This is a genomic window from Streptomyces sp. NBC_01788 (genome assembly GCF_035917575.1).
Lineage (GTDB): Bacteria > Actinomycetota > Actinomycetes > Streptomycetales > Streptomycetaceae > Streptomyces.
In genome coordinates this window covers 6,095,056-6,114,208 of sequence record NZ_CP109090.1, presented here as the reverse complement: position 1 = coordinate 6,114,208, position 19,153 = coordinate 6,095,056, and the positions used below count along the sequence as shown (strand labels likewise).

12 protein-coding genes and 2 CRISPR repeat arrays are annotated in these 19,153 nt (G+C 71.7%); of the genes, 3 read left to right on the top strand and 9 right to left on the bottom strand.

The genetic code is table 11. The annotated features are described in order from the left end of the window. Window positions 1-27 precede the first annotated feature (27 nt). From OIE49_RS27570 to cas3, 9 genes are all read right to left on the bottom strand, one after another. Entirely contained in the window at window positions 28-150 is a 123-nt protein-coding gene (locus tag OIE49_RS27570) for a hypothetical protein (RefSeq protein ID WP_326804611.1), read from the bottom strand. Between the two features lie 58 nt (window positions 151-208). After that, a CRISPR array of direct repeats spans window positions 209-3,288; the repeat unit is 29 nt; unit sequence GGGACCATCCCCGCGGGTGCGGGGAGCAG. A gap of 92 nt (window positions 3,289-3,380) precedes the next feature. Beyond that, entirely contained in the window at window positions 3,381-3,737 is a 357-nt protein-coding gene (gene cas2e, locus OIE49_RS27565) for a type I-E CRISPR-associated endoribonuclease Cas2e (protein WP_326804610.1), read from the bottom strand. Then, window positions 3,734-4,720, bottom strand: a complete 987-nt coding sequence (gene cas1e / locus OIE49_RS27560) for a type I-E CRISPR-associated endonuclease Cas1e (RefSeq protein WP_326804609.1) — start codon at window positions 4,718-4,720, stop codon at window positions 3,734-3,736. The genes cas2e and cas1e overlap by 4 nt, the downstream gene beginning before the upstream one ends. A 4-nt stretch (window positions 4,721-4,724) precedes the next feature. Further along, complete coding sequence (gene cas6e / locus OIE49_RS27555) at window positions 4,725-5,507, bottom strand: type I-E CRISPR-associated protein Cas6/Cse3/CasE (RefSeq protein ID WP_326804608.1); 783 nt, start codon at window positions 5,505-5,507, stop codon at window positions 4,725-4,727. Further along, window positions 5,507-6,229, bottom strand: coding sequence for a type I-E CRISPR-associated protein Cas5/CasD (gene cas5e / locus OIE49_RS27550; protein WP_326804607.1), 723 nt, complete (start codon window positions 6,227-6,229; stop codon window positions 5,507-5,509). Before cas5e ends, cas6e begins: the two co-directional genes overlap by 1 nt. Next, entirely contained in the window at window positions 6,226-7,419 is a 1,194-nt protein-coding gene (gene cas7e / locus OIE49_RS27545) for a type I-E CRISPR-associated protein Cas7/Cse4/CasC (protein WP_326804606.1), read from the bottom strand. Before cas7e ends, cas5e begins: the two co-directional genes overlap by 4 nt. Next, window positions 7,416-8,102 carry a type I-E CRISPR-associated protein Cse2/CasB gene (gene casB, locus OIE49_RS27540; protein WP_326804605.1) on the bottom strand — a complete coding sequence of 229 codons (687 nt, stop codon included), beginning with the start codon at window positions 8,100-8,102 and terminating at the stop codon, window positions 7,416-7,418. Before casB ends, cas7e begins: the two co-directional genes overlap by 4 nt. Continuing rightward, window positions 8,099-9,796 (bottom strand): type I-E CRISPR-associated protein Cse1/CasA, encoded by a 1,698-nt coding sequence (gene casA / locus OIE49_RS27535; RefSeq protein ID WP_326804604.1) that lies wholly within the window; start codon window positions 9,794-9,796, stop codon window positions 8,099-8,101. Before casA ends, casB begins: the two co-directional genes overlap by 4 nt. Further along, window positions 9,789-12,602: a CRISPR-associated helicase Cas3' gene (gene cas3, locus OIE49_RS27530; RefSeq protein WP_326804603.1), complete on the bottom strand. Its 2,814-nt coding sequence runs from the start codon at window positions 12,600-12,602 to the stop codon at window positions 9,789-9,791. The genes casA and cas3 overlap by 8 nt, the downstream gene beginning before the upstream one ends. Window positions 12,603-12,966: 364 nt before the next feature. Beyond that, window positions 12,967-13,238: direct repeats of the CRISPR family, unit length 29 nt; unit sequence CTGCTCCCCGCACCCGCGGGGATGGTCCC. A gap of 642 nt (window positions 13,239-13,880) precedes the next feature. Here cas3 and OIE49_RS27525 point away from each other — a divergent pair. From OIE49_RS27525 to OIE49_RS27515, 3 genes are all read left to right on the top strand, one after another. Continuing rightward, the gene (locus tag OIE49_RS27525) at window positions 13,881-16,019 is read left to right on the top strand and encodes a hypothetical protein (RefSeq protein ID WP_326804602.1); all 2,139 of its coding nucleotides are present in this window, start codon (window positions 13,881-13,883) and stop codon (window positions 16,017-16,019) included. Between the two features lie 82 nt (window positions 16,020-16,101). Continuing rightward, window positions 16,102-17,646: a GT4 family glycosyltransferase PelF gene (pelF, locus tag OIE49_RS27520; RefSeq protein ID WP_326804601.1), complete on the top strand. Its 1,545-nt coding sequence runs from the start codon at window positions 16,102-16,104 to the stop codon at window positions 17,644-17,646. Further along, complete coding sequence (locus tag OIE49_RS27515) at window positions 17,643-19,055, top strand: hypothetical protein (RefSeq protein ID WP_326804600.1); 1,413 nt, start codon at window positions 17,643-17,645, stop codon at window positions 19,053-19,055. Before pelF ends, OIE49_RS27515 begins: the two co-directional genes overlap by 4 nt. Window positions 19,056-19,153: the final 98 nt, after the last annotated feature.

Here is a 19,153-nt window from a genome sequence, read left to right as displayed (position 1 = left end):
TCAACTCCGGTGCGGGGCGCTTTGCATTCACTTGCCCTTGGCCTGCGCGCCCTTCAGCCGCTTCTCGAAGTTGATGTGCGCGGTGCACATCTCCTCCTCTCGGTTGACCTTGCAGGAGGGTCGATGCAGCCCTCGCGAGTAAACGTGCACCACCCCCACCGCCAGCGACCGCTCCCAAGCCGCTGATCTTCTTGAAGGCGAGTCGCGTGGGACCGTCCCCGCGGGTGCGGGGAGCAGGCGGACTCCAACCGGCGGGCGGCATCCCTTTCGGGACCATCCCCGCGGGTGCGGGGAGCAGTGCGGGGGCCGACTCTGGCGGTTAGTCGGCCGGGGACCATCCCCGCGGGTGCAGGGAGCAGCGGACCGAGGAAACCGCGGTGGGCCATGAGCCGGGACCATCCCCGCGGGTGCGGGGAGCAGGTCGGGTAGCCGCCGTTGGGGTACGTGACCGGGGGACCATCCCCGCGGGTGCGGGGAGCAGCCCTCGTAGACGTGGTGCCGGATGGTGGCGACGGGACCATCCCCACGGGTGCGGGGAGCAGTCGTCGACGAGCCCGGAGACGCTGCCCCCGCCGGGACCATCCCCGCGGGTGCGGGGAGCAGATCAGGACGGGTCGAGGATGCGCCAACCGACCGGGACCATCCCCACGGGTGCGGGGAGCAGAGGTTGTCCTCCGCCTGCTTGACCTTGCGCGCGGGACCATCCCCGCGGGTGCGGGGAGCAGTACGTGCCGGACATCCACATCACCGCCAAGGTGGGACCATCCCCGCGGGTGCGGGGAGCAGAACCCGAACAACGACTGAACCGCCCGCCTCTCGGGACCATCCCCGCGGGTGCGGGGAGCAGGTCGTGGGCAACCGCCAGCGTCACAACGACAGGGGGACCATCCCTGCGGGTGCGGGGAGCAGCCGCACTCGGCTCGCCACACCGGCTCCGCCGCGGGACCATCCCCGCGGGTGCGGGGAGCAGGTCGTGGGCAACCGCCAGCGTCACAACGACAGGGGGACCATCCCTGCGGGTGCGGGGAGCAGCGCACTCGGCTCGCCACACCGGCTCCGCCGCGGGACCATCCCCGCGGGTGCGGGGAGCAGCGGGTCAACGTGACGAACGTCTACTTCGAGTGGGGACCATCCCCGCGGGTGCGGGGAGCAGTTGAGGTCGCCCGAGCCGATGTCAGCGGTCGGGGGACCATCCCCGCGGGTGCGGGGAGCAGGCGCCGGTCCAGCGGTTGGTGCCGCCGTCGGTGGGACCATCCCCGCGGGTGCGGGGAGCAGTGTCAGCCGCCCGCGAGCGCCGGGATCGTGACGGGACTATCCCCGCGGGTGCGGGGAGCAGATGCCCAGGGTGAAGATCGAGTTCATGACGTCGGGACCATCCCCGCGGGTGCGGGGAGCAGCACCGCCGCCAGACCTTGAGGGTGTGTCGAGCGGGACCATCCCCGCGGGTGCGGGGAGCAGGGCACGATCCGCTCCGCTGAGGACGCAGAGACGGGACCATCCCCGCGGGTGCGGGGAGCAGGTCGGGTGCGATCTCACGGGTGAGGGTGACCAGGGACCATCCCCGCGGGTGCGGGGAGCAGTGCACGGGCCCCCACGGGTCCTTGTGGTTGCGGGGACCATCCCCGCAGGTGCGGGGAGCAGAGGATGCCGGCCACTTCAGCGACGGTCAGGAAGGGACCATCCCCGCGGGTGCGGGGAGCAGATCTCCGGCCTGCAACCGAACACGGAGTACTCGGGACCATCCCCGCGGGTGCGGGGAGCAGGCATCATCGGAATCGCCATGGCCACCACGCTGGGGACCATCCCCGCGGGTGCGGGGAGCAGTGGATGAACACGGCGTCCCGCCGCATCAGTTCGGGACCATCCCCGCGGGTGCGGGGAGCAGGACTTGCTGCACCACCCGAGGGTGCGCCGGTCGGGACCATCCCCGCGGGTGCGGGGAGCAGGGTGAGGCCATGAGGCACTGGTGTGATCGCATGGGACCATCCCCGCGGGTGCGGGGAGCAGGGAGTGACCGATCCGCCACCTACCAACCGCGCGGGACCATCCCCGCGGGTGCGGGGAGCAGAATCGCCGACCTCGCCGGGTTCGGCGCACTGCGGGACCATCCCCGCGGGTGCGGGGAGCAGACCGGATATGTCGTCAGCGTGCTGGCGGTCCTGGGACCATCCCCGCGGGTGCGGGGAGCAGGGAGTCCCACAGGTCGCCGTCGATGATGGTGAGGGACCATCCCCGCGGGTGCGGGGAGCAGTCAAATTTCACGTTTGCCCCCTCTATCGCATGGGGACCATCCCCGCGGGTGCGGGGAGCAGCCCCCGTCGAACTGGACGACCGAACCCTTCGCGGGACCATCCCCGCGGGTGCGGGGAGCAGATCGACACCGGGTACGCGCGGAGCGCGGCGCAGGGACCATCCCCGCGGGTGCGGGGAGCAGGACGTCGTAGATGTCGCGGCCGACCGTGGACCGGGACCATCCCCGCGGGTGCGGGGAGCAGCGATCACATCTTCCGGAAGCCTTCCCCAACGGAGGACCATCCCCGCGGGTGCGGGGAGCAGTCACCGTTTCGTACAACCGCGTAGAGGCCGCTGGGACCATCCCCGCGGGTGCGGGGAGCAGAGCCGCATACCGATGGCGACCGCGTGCGCCGCGGGACCATCCCCGCGGGTGCGGGGAGCAGGCCGCTCTCCCCGCCGCGGTGGCGGCAGACGAGGGACCATCCCCGCGGGTGCGGGGAGCAGCCGTGTCGGCCACGGCGGGGCGCGCGGCATGCGGGACCATCCCCGCGGGTGCGGGGAGCAGACCAGCGCCAAGCGCCGGGTGAACGCGGCGAAGGGACCATCCCCGCGGGTGCGGGGAGCAGACCCGCCGCAGCTGACGCGCCGTACGGCGCGCGGGACCATCCCCGCGGGTGCGGGGAGCAGTTGACGCAGGTCAGCGGTATGCCGTGGTTCTGGGGACCATCCCCGCGGGTGCGGGGAGCAGCCGCTGCGCATCGTCCGGATCGCCGACCCCGAGGGACCATCCCCGCGGGTGCGGGGAGCAGGCCGGCGCGGCGATGCGCGGCACGAACCAGGCGGGACCATCCCCGCGGGTGCGGGGAGCAGGGCACGATCCGCTCCGCTGAGGACGCAGAGACGGGACCATCCCCGCGGGTGCGGGGAGCAGATCGCGTCGACGTGCTCGCCCGCCTCACCCGTGGGACCATCCCCGCGGGTGCGGGGAGCAGTACTTCACATTCGCGGTGGTCACGGGGGGCGTGGGACCATCCCCGCGGGTGCGGGGAGCAGACTGCGTGACCTGCGGGTTTACGGCGCGGGTGCCGTGGTTTTCATGAGTTTCATTGATTCCGGCAAAGCACTAATAAGGGGCATGGATGCGCTCATCGGCTCCTGCCGAACCGTCGTCGCTTGGACGCGTTGCTCCAGCCCTTCCGTGGGGTGGTCGCGGCATTCGAGGAACTTTGGGCGTTCGGGCGGCGAATCAGGGTCAGGCCCTCGTGGTCGACCGGGAGCCAGGCATGGTCGTGGGTGCGGAAGGTGAAGCCCTGTTCGTTGTTCGTGGTGTGGGCGAGGAGGGCACGGCCTTGGTCGGCGTACTGCTGGACCTCGGCCCAGAGCAAGTCGCGGATCCGTGCGGACGGGTTGCCGATGAAGACGCCGGCGGAGATCTCAAGGAGCCAGCGGGTGAGGAAACCCCGGAGGCCAGGAGGGCAGTTGGTGAGGACGATGACGGTCACCAGGAAAACTCCGCGTCGCCGTAGGAGTCATGATCATCGGTTCCGCCGCCGTAGTTGCGGCCCGCGGCGACGGTGTGGCCACCATCGGTCTGGAGGGTGACGACGTCGTGGTCGTCGTTCGTCGCCCTGGCCGACGCGGCCTCCGGCAGCAGGAGGCGTTTGATGTCGTTGACGCAGCGGTCGAGCAGGGACGTCTCGTTGATACGGTCCCGCAGGGCACGGCGGGTGCGCGGACCGACGTCTTCCTCGTCCTCGGCGGCGATGTCGAAGGCGAGCGGGATGCCGATCTCGGTCTTGTACAGGTCGGCGATGTCGAGGACGAAGGACAGTTCGTGGCCGGAGTGGACGAAACCGAGCGCCGGACTGCAGCCGAGGGATGCGACGACTGCGTGTGCGATGCCGTACATGCACTGGGCGGCGGCGGTGACGGCCTGATTGACCGGGTCGCCGCTGGTGAAGTCGCCGGGGGTGTAGCGGCGGCCGCGCCAGGGGACGCCGGTGCGGGTGGACTGGGCCCGGTAGCAGTCCTTGACGCGGCTGCCTTCGCGGCCGAGGAGTTCCTGGCGGGTGAGCCCGGCCGGGTCCTCGTCGGGGAAGCGCAGCCGGTACATGGCGCGGGCGACGGCGAGCCGACTGCGGACGTTGGCCCACTGCACGGCCTGTGCTTCGGCGAGGGCGGAGGACCGGGTCAGGGCGCGGCCGCCGGCGTAGTAGCGCACGCCCTGCTCCCCCACCCAGCAGACGGCGGCGCCGGTTTCGCCGAGGACGCTCATCGCCTGGTGGGTGATGCGGGTGCCGGGTCCGAGGAGGAGGGTGCCGACGGTCGCCGACGGAATGTGGGTGGTGCCGTCGGCGTCCTCGGCGGTGATGGCGTTGGCGTCCCGGTGCACGGTGCAGCGCTCGAGGTAGACGAAGGACAGCCGTTCGCCGGTGCGGGTGAGCTGGCGCGGGGTGAGCGCGGCGCGGCTGGAGACCGTGGTCACGGTCTCATCCCGCCGTGCCGAGCGGCGCCAGGGTCAGCAGGCCGCAGCCGTACGCCTTGGCCTTGCCGATCCCTTGGGTCAGGGCGCGGCGGAGCAGCTGCGGGTCGGTGACTTCGAGGCGGCCGTCGAAGGTGACGGTGACCAGGCTGACGGGTGCCCGGCGGCCGCCCTGGGTGCCGGTGCTGCGGGATTTGTCGAAGGCGCGGGCGCGTTGGTCGCGGACGGTCAGTTCGTAGCGATCGCCGTGGTGGGGCTGCTTGGTGTGGGTGGTGCCGCCGGGAAGCAGCCGCTTGGCGTCCGGCTTTTCCAGTACGCGGAAGCCGCAGGTTTCCTGGCGCTTGAGGAGCCAGCCCATCTGATGCACCGGGGTGAGGTGCGCGGTGCGCTTGGTGGGTTCGTCGTCCTTGCGGCGGGCGTGGTGGACGGGGTTTGCGGTGAGGCGGAACGCCCACCGGTCGCCGGTGGCGAGCCGGTCGAGGAGCGGGCCGTAGGGGCGGCTCTGCCAACCCGGTTCGGCCGGGTCGGCGGCGGCTGCGGCTGGCCAGCCGGCTTGTTCGACGAGATGGGTGAGGTCGGGCCGGTCGGGGCTGACGACGTACAGCATGACCTCGGCGCGGGTGGTGTGGTCCAGCCGCCACAGCACACGTGGGCCGTCCGGCGGGGGTGTGTCGGTGGGCAGCAGCGTCGGAAAGGACGACATGACGGTCGCGTGCATGGCCTGCGGTGAGGACAGCAGGCGGCGGGCACCGGGCCGCGCGGTGTTCACGCGGAAGCGGGTGAGGAACATCAGGCGCTCTCTTCGTCCAAGGCGTCGAACGGGTCGTGCCGGGGCAGGTGCCGGGCGGACGGGTTGGGGATGGGCACGCTGCAGGTGACCTGGGTGCGCAGGGTGTGGCGCCGGTGTTCGGCGGCGAAGCTGAGCGGCTGGTCGCGCAGGGTGTCCGCGGCGTTCTGCTCATGCGCGTCCGCCTCGCGCAGCACGGTCAGTTCGACCTCGTCCCGGCCGCGGAACTGCTTGCGGTACCAGGGCGAGGCCTGCCACGGTTCCTCGCGCAGCGCGTCCTGCAGACCGCCGTGGTCGTGGAGGTGGAGCTCAACCGGGAGGGAGGGCGGGCAGGAACGGCGGCCGAGGAACGGCGCGTACACCGGGGCGCGCAGCGCTGCGTGCAGCTCGGCGAGCAGCGGGTGGTCGCCTTCGAGGGCGGCGACGAACACGGCATCGGCGAGGTAGAAGCGTTCGGACAGCGGCATGGATTTGCCGGTGACGCCGTGGTGGGCGGTCTGGAAGTCCCTTACACGGGTGCCGGGTTGGTCGATGCGGACGCCGAACCGCAGGGCTGCCAGCGGCCACAGCCTGTCGTCGTCGCCGCGTTCGATGCCAGCCGCGGCAGCGAGCATGCCGATGACCCCGCTCTTCGTGGGGACGGACTCGGTGGTACGGCGGGCGAAGCGAGCCGAGGCCCCCCACGACTGCAGGGGGCCCGCGAGCCGAAGGGTCAGCACGCTCATGCCGGCTTCTCCAGGCGCTCGGCGACGGTCTGGCCGACGGCGGCAACGAGTTCGACGAGGTTCTCCGACTCGGTGCCGATCCCGGCGAGCTTCTGCGTGTTCGGACCGACGCGCAGCACCCAGGTGAGGGTGGAGTCGTCGTCGCCGTACGCTCGCTCGATGTCGGGGATGTACTCGGCCAGGCGCTCGGAGGCCTCACGGACGTAGCCGCCCGCCTCGCCTCGCACCGGGTCCTCGAAGGCGGCGACGAAGCTGACGGGCCGGGTGGTGCGGAGCTTGACGATCACGGCGTCGGGCAGTGTGTGGTGCCCGAAGGTGTTGATCTTTCCGGTGGGCAGGGAGGCGACGAAGCCGTGGACGAAGGCCTCGACTGCCCGGCGGACCGGGTCAGTGCGCGGCTTGTCATCGCGCAGGCTCTGTCCGAGGTTGGCGGCGAGCTGATGGACGCCGAGAGCGGCGTAGCGGTAAAGGGTGGCGGAGTTGAAGTCGACCGTGCCGATCATGCCGGCGCCGGTCTCCGCGTCGGTGTTCTCGTCGTCGACGGCCGTGTAGTAGTCGGACTCGTTCTCCACACGGTGGACGCTGATGGCGTGAGCGACCTGAACGGCGGCGTCGACGTTGATGTCGGCGTCGTCCGCCACCATGCGGCCGAACAGGGCGATGTCGACGGAGTGGTGGGTGTCCGCGATCTGCTTCGCCCGGCCCTTGTTCTCCTTGTCCTTCAGGTACGCCGTGATGTCGGCGGCGCCCTCGACTGCGAGGCGGGCCAGGCCGTCGAGTTGGCGGGCGCTGAGGAACACCAGGTATTTGGACTGGGGTGCCGGTTCCGGCTCACCGTCCTTGGCCGCGGCCGCCTTGCGCTTGGGAACCTCGGTCTTCAGCCCCGCGGCATTCACGGTCTCGTCCGCGATCCGCAGCGCGGTCTCACCGGCGAGAGAGGGATCGAGAGCGGTGATCCGGCCGGCGACCGCCTCCACGATCTTCTTGGTCCGCACGCCGAGTTCACTCGCGTCCAGCAGGTGCTCGTCCTTGAAGTACGTACGGGTGGCCCGCTTCCATGCCTGGCTGGAGACGCGGGCGCGCGGCACTCCCCCGTACACCGCGGTCTTCGGCGCGCCGGTGTCGTCGCGGTTGAGGTTGCTGGGCGGGACGGTCTGCAGGGCGTGTACGTCGAGGAAGATGCGGTTCACGAGGCGTCCTTGTCAGTGTCCGTGGTGCGGGTGGTGTCGGAGCCGGCGGAGGCGGCAGCGCCGTCCTTGGGCTTGTCGTGCCAGGCGTGGAAGGAGCGGCCCCACTCCCTGCGGACGGTGTCCGCGCCGCCGGGCCACTGCCAGGTGTAGAGCTGTCCGGCGAGCAGCGCGTGATCGAGCTGGATGTCCTCGCGGCGCAGCAGGACGACGATGTCGCGCAGCCGCTGGGCGAGGACGGCCAGGTCGGGGGCGGTACCGGCCCGGACCAGGCGCTTGTGCACGGGGTGGTCGATCTCGCCGGGCTTCATCATGCGGCGCACCGCGGCGCCCAGGCCCCGGCGGCGGTCCGGCCGGTCTGCCTGATGCATGCCGGAGCGGCGGGACTGCTGGTGCAGCGCGTAGAGAGTGAGCGCGACATGCAGGGCGTCTTCGGCCCGGACCAGTTCGCGCTCACTCAACGGCCGTGCATCGTCCCGGGTTTCGTGCAGGGGGCCGGTGTCGATCAGGGCCCACAGGTCCGGCAGCTGCCCGGCCTCCCGGCCGGCGCCGCGCCGGAGCCGGGCGAGGGACGCGACGGCGTGGGACTGATCATCAAGATAGCCCCGCTGCAAGGCGGCAATATGGCCGGCGGCAAGCCGGGCGACCCGTTCGCGTGGGGTGACAGGTGCGGTGACAGTGGTCATGCGGGTGCCTTCACGATGGTCTCGGGCGCCGGGCTCGCGTCCGCGTCCGGCGGCATGTGGGAGGAGTCAGGGCGCCCCAGGCCCTTGTACAGGGCGGCGCGGAACCACTTGCCGGCGAGCGCGGAGTTGAGCCACTCGGTGCCGTGCTTGAGCTGGACAATCCGGCCCTGCCAGGCGGCGTCCCCGGCCGCGGACATCAGCCGGTCGCCGAGCCTGCCGACGATCCCGTACACCTGCTGCTGCCAGGCGGTGCGCTGCGCGTACGGGTCGTCGGTATCAGCGAGGTGTGCGAGCCAGGTGCGGTACGGGGCCTCGAGGAGACCGTAGGCGACATCGCGTGCGCTGGAACGGGGTCCTTCGGTCTCGGTGCCGGCCGCACGAGCCAGGTTGGTGGCGAGGTCACCGAGTGCATTGACGGCGAGGTCGGCGTCGCCGACCGCCGCGACGGCCTGCTCGGCATAGCGCCGGTCCTGCTGGTGGAGCAGGACGACGGCCATGGAGACGTGGTCGTCGACGATCTCGTCGATCACGGACTGCTGCGTGCCGTAGCGTGCGCCGATGATCCGGGCCCGGACGAGGAAGCCGCGTTCCAGCTCTCCTTCCGTCACCAGGCGGGCCACCCACTCAAGAATCTTCGGCCGCAGGTAGTCGGCAGGCTCCGACCCTTGGGCCTTCACGGCCTCGGTGGCGACCAATGCGCCGAGTCCGCGCCACGCGGAGCGCTCGGGGTCGTGCTCGCGCGGCAGATAGACCGGAGTCTTGCGGAGCTTCTTCTCCTGGGGCTTGCTGCGCCGCCAGGCAGTCATCGGCTCCCGGTGCTGACGGTCGCGAGCGGTGAGCGGGTCGCCATAGCCGAGGACGACACCGTGCACGCCCATCTCGTCGAAGTGGAGCCGCAGGCGCCGCGTCTGCCAGGTGTACAGGTCGCGCACCCCGGTCGGGGCGCGCTCGGCGCCACCCGGGCCGGACGGCTCTCTGCGCCATACCGGCGCGTCCGCTTCGTCGATCTCCAGGTTGGGAGTGTCGGCGGCCACCAGGTTCAGTAGCAGCGTCTCGCGCAAGGTGTGGCTTTCGATGAAGACGCCACCGAGGTTCCCGGCCCAGCCGACGCCGAGCGGGTAGACCTTGCCTCCCTTGGCGCGCTCGTCACCCTCCACGCCGGTCTTGATGCCGGAGGTGTCGTAGGCGTGCGCGTGGACGACCCAGCGGGCTGCCTCAGCAAAAGTCAGCCGCTCGACGGTGGGCATGCGGGCGGTGAAGAACGGTTCTCCGTTGGGGACATCGGCCACAATCCGGTTGAGGGAAAACACCTCGTCCTTCGCCGTGCGCAGGCCGGCGGTCTGGAAGAACGGGGCGTCGGCGCTTAGCAGGTCAAACCGCCCTCGGTGCTGATCGAGATACGCCCCGACCGGCGCGAAGCAGTTCTCGTCCGCCCACAGGTCCGACCACGCGTCGGTATCCTGCGGCCCGTCGAGTGCCTCGTGCGCAACCGCGAGCAGTAGACGGACCAGGGCGAACTCCTGGGTGGGCAGGTCGCCGACGATGCGCCGCAGGTCGTGTGCCTGCTCGAACACCTCGCGCAGCGACAGCTCGCCCTGAGTGCCGTCCCGTCTGAGCACGGGGATCCACGGCCGGGTAGTGAGGTCGAACGACAGCACACCGTCGCTGTTTCCGTTCTGGTCGGTTTCAGGCACGGGTCACCTCAAGGCCGTCGCTGTGGCTGTACCGGAGACGGAAGCCTGCCAGGTGGGTCTGACAGTCCTCGTCGAGCGGCAGGATCAACTGGCCGGCGAGCCAGTGACTGCCTTTCACCTGCCAGGCCGGAATGTGCAGCTCCTCTAGCTCGTCGATCGCCCGGTCCATGACGTCGGCGTAGCTGAACTGGATCGGCAGCCGCAGTCCGCAGCTTGCCGCGGTGCGGGCTGCGAGGGCGGTCGGTACCTGGTCTGTCGGCAGTGCCAGCCCTGCGCGGGGGCGGCCGTGGCGGTCCGGCTCCAGCCACGGCACCGTGGCCAGGGTGCCGTCGGCGCGCCGCTGCACGACCACGACCTCAAGGCTCTCGCGACTGTCGCGTACCTGGGCCCGCCCCTCGCGGGTGTCGTCCGCGTCGCCGACCCCCGCTGCGACCCAGCCGAACAGCGGTCGGCCGGGGCGGGCGGCGGTGTCCAGCCGGAACGTAGCGGCCCGCTCTGCCTGGTCCGCGCGGTGCTCCTCGTGGCGCGCGCGGGCGGTCTCGAGTGCCTCCGTCCAGTCGACCGGGCCGTCGGGCCCGTCGGCGTAGGCGCGCTGCACCAGTGGACTGATGTCCGTCGGCAGCCTCACGGGACGCTCCCGACCGCCGTCGAGGTGCGGCAGCAGGGCGGCAGCGGAACGCAGCAGTGCATACGCCCCGTACACGACGCGCGAGCCGCGCATCGGCGCGGGCACGGGGGCGCTCCAGTCGACGCCGGTGACCAGGCAGCGTGCCTGGCGCAGTCGCTCTGGCCGGTCGGTCTGTGCCTCGCCGCCGCGCAGGTGCCGGTGCAGGCGTCCCATGCGCTGCAGCAGGAGGTCGACCGGGGCGAGGTCGGTGACCAGCAGGTCGAAGTCGACGTCCAGGGACTGCTCGGCGACCTGGCTGGCGACGACGATGTGCGCCGCCTGCGGCCGGTCGTCGGCCTTGCCCGGCGGTCCGAAGCGTTTGAGGAGGCCGGCGTCCTTGGCTGCACGGTCGACGTCGATGAAACACGAGTGGGCGACGGTGACGTTCGCGTCCCCAAACCTCTCCCGCAGTACAGCCGCTGTTTCAAGGACGCGGCGCACGGTGTTGCGTACAACGAGGACGCAACCGCCTCGGGCGAGTTCCGACTCCAGCCGGTCGGCGAGGACGTCCAGGTCGTCGTCGAACCGCTCCAGTTCGACGTCCGTGCGACGGGCCGAGGCCGCAGGGCGTCGCATGATGGGCGCGCCACCGGGCGTGACCGCTGTCAGAAGCGGATAGTCGCCGGGTTGGGCAACGGCATCAAACGAGGCCGCGGTCTCGCCGGTGGCCTTCCCCGCGTACGCCTCGGCCAATTCCCTTCGCCGACTGGCCGGCAGCGTTGCGGACAGCACCACCACCGGCACCCGGTACGTGCCCAGCCACGACAGCACCCGGTCGAGATAGACGCTCATGTACGTGTCGTAGGCGTGCGCCTCGTCGATGACGACGACCTTCCCGGCGATCGCGAGGTGACGCATTGCCAGGTGCCGGCTCTTGAGCACGGCGAACAGCAACTGATCGACCGTGCCCGCAACGAACGACGACAGCATGGCCTTCTTCCGGCCCCGCAGCCACGCGTGGGCGACGAGTTCGGCGGCAGCGGAATGGTTACGGCTCGACGGTCGCCACTCACGCTCCTCGGATCCGTCCACGTCGACCGCGGCGATCCGCTGACTTGCGCCCATGAGATCGACGAAGTCGTCGTTGAGAGCAGCCTTGGAGTGGGCGAGCAGCACCGAGTAGCGAGTGCCCTTGGGGGCAGGCAGGCGGTCGAGCCAGTCCAGCAGACGGGGGAACATCGCGTTGCCGGTGGCCATCGTCGGCAGCGCGAAGAACACACCGCCCGCCCCGGACCGTGCGGCAAGGACCTCGACAGCGGCGAGTGCGGCCTCCGTCTTGCCCTCCCCCATCGGTGCCTCGATCACCATCAGCCCCGGCTCGTCCATCTCCCGCACCAGTTCGACAGCCGCCTCCTGCACCGGTCGGACCTTCGCCCCCGGTGGAAGGTCGAACCGGGACGCGAACAGCTCCTGCACGTCCCCTGCCGGCTCCTCGGCACGCCACGGGCCCGGCAGGCCAAGTCCAGCCCAGGCGGACGCGATGCGCTGTGCACCGGTGCGAGGTACGTCCTCGGGAAAGTAGGGAAAGAGGTCGGGATTGCTGGCGATCCAGTCGGAGACGATGACCAGCGCAGACAGCAGCACCTGCACCGGTTGCGGCAGTTTCACCGCACGCCAGGCCGCCAGGTGCTCCCGTACGCCGAACTCGTCCGCGCAGGCGTCGAGGAGTTCCTCCTGCACCCGCTTCCACAGCGTCCCGCTCGGGCCGGGCGTGCGCAGCAGATCGGGGTGACGGTCGAGTGCCTGGATCTGGCCGTGCTCGGGCGGCACACCGTGATGCCCGCCCACCACCACCGTGAACTGCCCGGTCTGCTTGACCGTCCAGCCGTGCCGCTCCTCCAGCCACTCCCCGAGCAGCACCTGCCCGGCCAGCCCGTGCGGCGCGAGCCGCCGGTCCGCGCCCATCGCCTGCCGCGAGCGCATCTCCAGCCCGTGGCCACGCATGACCTGCGCCAACTGCTCCACCTGGCAGGCGAACGCGGGCGTCGCCTTCCCGATGTCATGCACACCGGCTAGCCACACCACCAACCTGCGCGCGTCCGCCTCCCCACCGGGCAGCGCACCGGCGATCAGCCTCCGCACGGACAGCGGCAGCCACTCGTCCCATAACCGCCCGGCCACGGCGGCGCTGTCCTCCATATGCCGCCACAACGGCAGCCACCCGTCGGAATCACGCTCGTGCTTGGCCCACACACTCAACGCCGGCCTGCCCAGCCGGGCGTGAAGCCCAACCGGGGCTTCCCCCTCGCCTGTCATGCCAGATACATACAGGGCGTAAGCGAAGCGTGAACCCAATATGAAGAAAACGGGGAGGATCTACTGCCAGTTCAGACCAAGCCGCAGACACCGACACAGAGACGACCCTAGAGGACGACCCTAGAGTTGGATCTTTGACCAGGCCTCCACGACAGGAATCCGGGGGAACGATATGCGACTTTTGCCGGACTCAGCGAAACTCATGAAAACCACGGCGCCGCCGCCGTAAACCCACAGGTCAAGCAGTCTGCTCCCCGCACCCGCGGGGATGGTCCCAGCCACCATGCTGCACAATCGAAGGCGAGAACTGCTCCCCGCACCCGCGGGGATGGTCCCCGCTCGTGCTCGCACAGCTTCGCGGTCAGTTGCTGCTCCCCGCACCCGCGGGGATGGTCCCGGCCCGAAGGGGCCTTGACCGCAGGAGTGGCACTGCTCCCCGCACCCGCGGGGATGGTCCCCAGACGTCGTACGTCCTGTTGTTCGTCATGGTCTGCTCCCCGCACCTGCGGGGATGGTCCGGTGGCGAGGTGGCGGCCCTGTCCGCCAACAGCAGCCTCGACCTGGTGCCACGGCTGGGGGCGGAGCGTTCGAGCTGAGGAAGGTGCCTACGCGCCAAAGTGCGGGTGGGCGGATTCCGGCATTCCGGGCTCACTCCGGTCCGCCGTGCCGAGTTCAGCGACAGCACGAACGCCACCGGCGGCCCCGTCTACACGCCGGAGACGCGTGTGGTCTGTTCCTGACGACAGGACGGCGGAACGACTCGGCGACGCCCCCGCGGTGTCCGGATTCGACCGTATGAGCGGCCGGGCCGCGCGGGCGTCATCGACGGTACGGCCACCGGCGGACCTGACGGGTCCGCCGGTGTTCCGCGTCGGGCCCCGACCTGGGACGTCGGCCGCCGGACCGTGCGGCGCACCGCGGCCTCGGCGCGTCATCGCGCGCCCCGGCGGACCGGTCCGCGACCGGGGCGCGTTCAGGTGGACACCTGCGTTTTTCCGTCACGCCTCGCAATTCGACCACAAAAGTCACACAAAGAAGTCACCATGTGACGTGACGGATGCGTCGACGACCGGCCTTCGAGGGGACGGCCGGCGTCGGCCGTGGGGGTGCGTCCGCTCCATGGGAGCTGTGCTCACCCCTGCCCGGGGGGAGGACTTCCGCATGAAGCGGACCATGCGCACCACCACGCTCACCTTAGGCGCGCTCGTCGCCGCGCTCGGATTACCCGCGGGGGCCGCGCACGCCGACAGCAGCCCGCCCCGTGTCGATCTGCGGACGCTGATCGTGAGCGACGGCGGCCCGGCCACCGACGCGATCGCCGCCGAACTGGACACCGCGGGGACGCCCTACACAAAGATAGATCTGAACCAGTCCGGCAGACCCGTGATCAACGCCGGGTTCCTCGCGGACACGGTGGACGGCCGGCCGCGGGCCAAGTACCAGGCCGTCGTGCTGCCCAACGACAACCCGTTCCCGGTGAACTCGCCCGAGATGGCGGCGCTCGCGGACTACGAGCGGACGTACAGCGTTCCGCAGGTCGACGCCTACACCTACGCCCGCCCCGAGGCGGGGTTGCAGTACCCGGTCGCCGGTGTCGGCTACTCCGGCAGCCTCGACGGCGTCCAGGCGGAGGTGACGGCCGCCGGCAAGGCAGGCCCCTTCGGCTACCTGAACGGCGCCGTGCCCTTCGAGGACATCTCCCCCACCGTGTCGGAGAGTTACGCCTATCTCTCGCAGCCGGCCCCCGGCGCGGACTTCACGCCGTACGTCGAGGCGCCGATCCCCGGGGAGTCGACGCGCGGCTCGCTGGTCGGCGAGTACCGGCACGACGGGCGGCGGGAGTTGGTCGTCACCTTCGTCTACAACCAGTACCAGCAGCAGTTCCGGCTGTTGGCCCGCGGCATCGTCGAGTGGATGACCGGCGGGGTGCATCTGGGCGCCTCCCGCAACTACTTCGCCGTGCACGTCGACGACGTGTTCGCCGCCGACGACCGCTGGGACACCGTGCTCAACTGCACGCCCGGCGACGTCGACTGCCCGAACGGCGCGGGCACGCCCGACCCGATCCGCATGACCGCGGCCGACGTCGACCACGCCACCGCCTGGCAGCGCGACCACGGCTTCACCCTCGACCTCGTCTACAACGGCGTCGGCAGCGTCGAGCAGCGCGCGGAGCACAACGGGGCCGACGCGCTGGCCGACCGGCTGATCGCCGAGCGCGGCAAGTTCCGCTGGGTCAACCACACCTACACCCACGCCTTCCTCGGTTGCGAGCAGAACGTCACCGTGGTGCCCTGGCGGTGCGCGACCAACGCGAACGGCAGTGTCAAATGGGTCAGCCGCCAGGCCATCTCCGACGAGATCGCCACCAACCGGGTGTGGGGGCAGAGCGTTGGACTCCCCCTGCAGAAGGACGAGTTGGTCACCGGTGAGCACTCCGGTCTGAAGGTGCTGCCGCAGCAGCCGGACGACAATCCCAACCTGGCGCCCGCGCTCGCCGACAACGGCGTCTCCTGGCTCGCGTCGGACAACTCCCGTGACCCGGTGCTGCGCAAGGTGGGCGCCGCGACCACCGTCTCCCGCTACCCGATGAACATCTTCTACAACGCCGGGCGGGCGGCCGAGCAGGTCGACGAGTACAACTGGATCTACACCAGCCGCGCGCAGGGCGGCAGCGGCATCTGCGAGGACAACCCGGCCACCACCACCTGTCTGCTGGCCCCGCTGGATCCCGTCACCGGCTACGCCGACCACATCGTGCCGCTGGAGACGCGCATCGCCCTCGGGCACGTGCTCGCGGGCGACCCCAAGCCGCACTTCATCCACCAGTCCAACCTCGCCGAGGACCGCCTCGCCTACCCGGTCCTGGACGGCGTACTGGACGGCTACCACGCGCTGTTCGCGAACAGCACCCCCGTGGTGAACCTGCGGATGAAGGACATCGGCGCGGAGCTGCAGCGCCGCGCGGCCTGGCAGGCGGCCGTGCGCAACGGGCAGGTGACGGCGTACCGCATCGGCGGCACGGTCACGGTGTCGGCACCGAACAGTGTGGCGGTCACCGCCACCATGCCGGCCGGCACCACCCTGGCCGGCCACGCCTACGGCTCCGCGTACGCGGGCGCGCTGTCCGGCTGGACGGCCTCCACGGGGCGGCCGCTCACGCTCGGGCTGCCGTCGTCCGCCGCCGCGCCGCACACCGCCGCGAAGGCGGCGAAGCACGGACCGGTCACCGTTCCCGCACCCCGCACCCGCGTGCCCGCGGGTGTGAGCGAGCCGCCGGCGCAGAACACGGCGGGCTGAAGCGCGCAGCCCACAGGTCCCGGCCGCCACCCGGCGGCCGGGACCGGCACGACCACCCACACCTCGGCCGTGGAGCACTCTTATGCACGTTCACCGCGGCGCGCGCCCCACTGATCCGACGCGCGTCACCCTGCTCACCGAAGGAACGTATCCGCACAGTCACGGCGGCGTCAGTGTCTGGTGCGACCAGCTCGTCCGCGGCATGCCCGACCTGGAGTTCGACGTCCTCGCCGTCACCGGCACCGGCCGGGAGCCGCTCGTGTGGGATCTGCCCGCGCACGTGTCCCGCATGACGTCCATCCCCATGTGGGGCACCCCGCCGGAGGGCCGGCCGCCGCGAGGGCGCGCCCGCAATCGGCTCACCAGTGCCTACGAGCGGTTCCTGACCGCGCTGCTCGACCCGTGCGCCGAGGACGGGTTCGCGCCCGCGCTCCACACGATGGCGCGGGCCGCCGCCGACGGCACCCTGAGCGCCTTCCTCCGCGGCGACCAGGCCATCTCCGTATTGACCTCGGTGTGGAACCGGCCGGGACTGGTGGTGCGCGAGGCCCGGCCGACCCTGCACGACGCGCTCACCGCCACCGGCCTGCTCGAACACGCGCTGCGTCCGCTGGCCGCGCCGCCGCCCACGAGCGGGGTGGCGCACGCGGTCAGCGGCGGAGTCGCCGTACTGCCGGGGCTGGCCGCGCTCGAACAGCACGGCGTGCCACTGCTGTTGACCGAGCACGGGGTGTACCTGCGCGAGCGCTACCTCGGCTACCGCACCGCGCCGTACCGCTGGCCGGTGAAGGCGGTCGTCCTGGGCTTCTTCCGGCTGCTGACCCAGGAGAGCTACCGCAGGGCCGCGCTGATCACCCCGGGCAACCGCTACAACCGGCTGTGGGAGGAGGAGGGCGGTGCCTCCCCTGAGTCGATCCGCACCGTCTACAACGGCGTGGACCCGGCCGCGTTCCCGCCGGCCGGACCGGAGCCCGGGGTGCCCACCCTCAGCTGGGCGGGCCGGGTGGACCCGATCAAGGACCTGGAGACCCTCATCCACGCCTTCGCCCTGGTCCGGTCCGAACTGCCTGATGCCCGGCTGCGGTTGTTCGGCGGGACACCGCGCGGCGGGGAGTGGTACCGGGACCGCTGCGAGGCCCTGGCCGCCGCACTCGGGCAGGCGGACGCCGTCCGGTTCGAGGGGCGGGTTGAGGACATCAAGGACGCCTACGCCGCCGGCAACGTGGTGATGCTCTCCAGCATCAGCGAGGGCTTCCCGTTCACGCTGATCGAGGCCATGTCGTGCGGGCGGGCGACCGTGTCCACCGACGTCGGCGGGGTACGGGAGGCCGTCGGCGACACCGGTGTCGTGGTCCCGCCGCGCGACCCGGCCGCCATGGCCGCCGCCGCGCTGCGGCTGCTGCGCGACCCCGGGCGCCGCGGGGCGATGGGAGAGGCGGCCCGGCTCCGGGTGATCGAACAGTTCACCCTGCGCCGGACCATCGAGACGTTCCGTTCCATCTACCTGGATCTGGCGGCACGGGACCGGGCGGGCGCGCGACCGGTCCCGCGGCCCACGGCGGACGCGGGCACCCCGGGGGCCACGACCGCCACGGCCGCTCCGGTCACGGAAGGCGTCGCGATATGAGCGGGCCCATGGCGCTCGAACCCGGTGGGTCCGAGCAGGACACGCTCGCGCTCCGGCTCGCCGGGACGCGGGCGCGGCGCCCGCGCCCACGCTGGGCGAACGACAGCACGCTCGCCCTGCGGCTGCCCCGGCACGGACCGGACGAGAACGAGGTCAGCCGGCTCGCCGCCGAGCTGGCCGACCGCATCGGGCCCGCGGTGCATCCCTACGAGGTGGCCGCGCTGCTGGAGGCCGAGGGACTGTCAGGCGACGTCATCAGGAACCAGTACGGGCATCCGAACCTGTTCTCTCTGGCCTCGGCGCTCTACGAGCGGGTGCCCCGGAGTTTCCCCGAGCCCGCCGCGGTCCCCGACCCATGGCGTCCGGACCATGTGCGCTGTCTGCTGCGGGGTGCCCTGTTCGCCCTGCCGGGACTGGCGTATCTGCTGGCCGCGCCGCTGTGGCACGCCCAGGAGCACGCTTCCGCGCTCGTCGTGGCGTTGATCGTCTCCTGGGCCTGGGGGCAGGCGGTGGGGCACCGCGCGTACCTGCGGATGGCCGCGGGCCCCCGGGAGGCCGGCCGCACCCTGCTGGCGGGAGCCCCGCTGGGGGCGGCGCTGGCCACGACCGCGGCGGTGCCGCTCTCCGGCGGGGGTCCGGTGGTCTGGGTGGTGGCCGCGCAGTCCGCGTATCTGGCCGCGGCGGGTGTCCTGCTGGTCCTCGCCCGGGAGAGGTGGCTGCTGGCCGCGCTCACGCCGCTCGTCGCCGGTGCCGTGCTGCTGCCGTGGTGGGAGCCGGGCCCGTCGGCGCGCGCCGGTCTGCCGCTGCTCGCGCTGCTGGCCACGCTCGCCGTCACGGCACGGGCCCTGCGGGTCGTCCTCGTGGCCCCGGCCGCCGCCGACAGCCCACGGCCGCCACTCACCGCGTCCCTCCCCTACGCCCTGTTCGGCATCGCGGCGGCGGTGCTGGTGCTTCTGGAGGGCCGCCGGCACCCGTACGCGGTGATCGTGCTGACCGTGAGCATGGGGCCGGCCGAGTTGCTGCTGTACCGCTACCGTGGCTGGTCGCTGGCCGCACTGCGCCGTACGGCGACACCCGCCGGGTTCCTGCTGCGCTCGGCCGGCGTACTCGGCCTCTGCCTGTCCGCCTACCTCCTGCCGCTGCTGCCCGCGGCCCTGCTCACCGGGGCCGGTCCGGCCGAACTGCTGCTCCTCGCCGCCACGTTGTGGACGGCGTTGCTGCTCCAGGCGTTCGGCGTGGCCTGGCCGCCCGCGGTCGTCTGCCTGCTCGCCGCGGGCTGCGCGGGCGCGGTCACCCTGCTGCGGCTGCCACCCGGGCCTGCGGCGCTCGCGCTGTGCTGCGGAGCGGCCGCGCTGTGCCTGTCGGGGTACGTGCTGTGGCTGCTCGGCCGGCCGGCCCCGCACCTGTGACCGCGCCGGGGCCGCGGAACCCGCCGGCCACCGCGGCTCCCCGTGCCGCCGGCCCCCCTGTCCCACCACGACTCCCGCCCCACCACGACCAGGTCCCA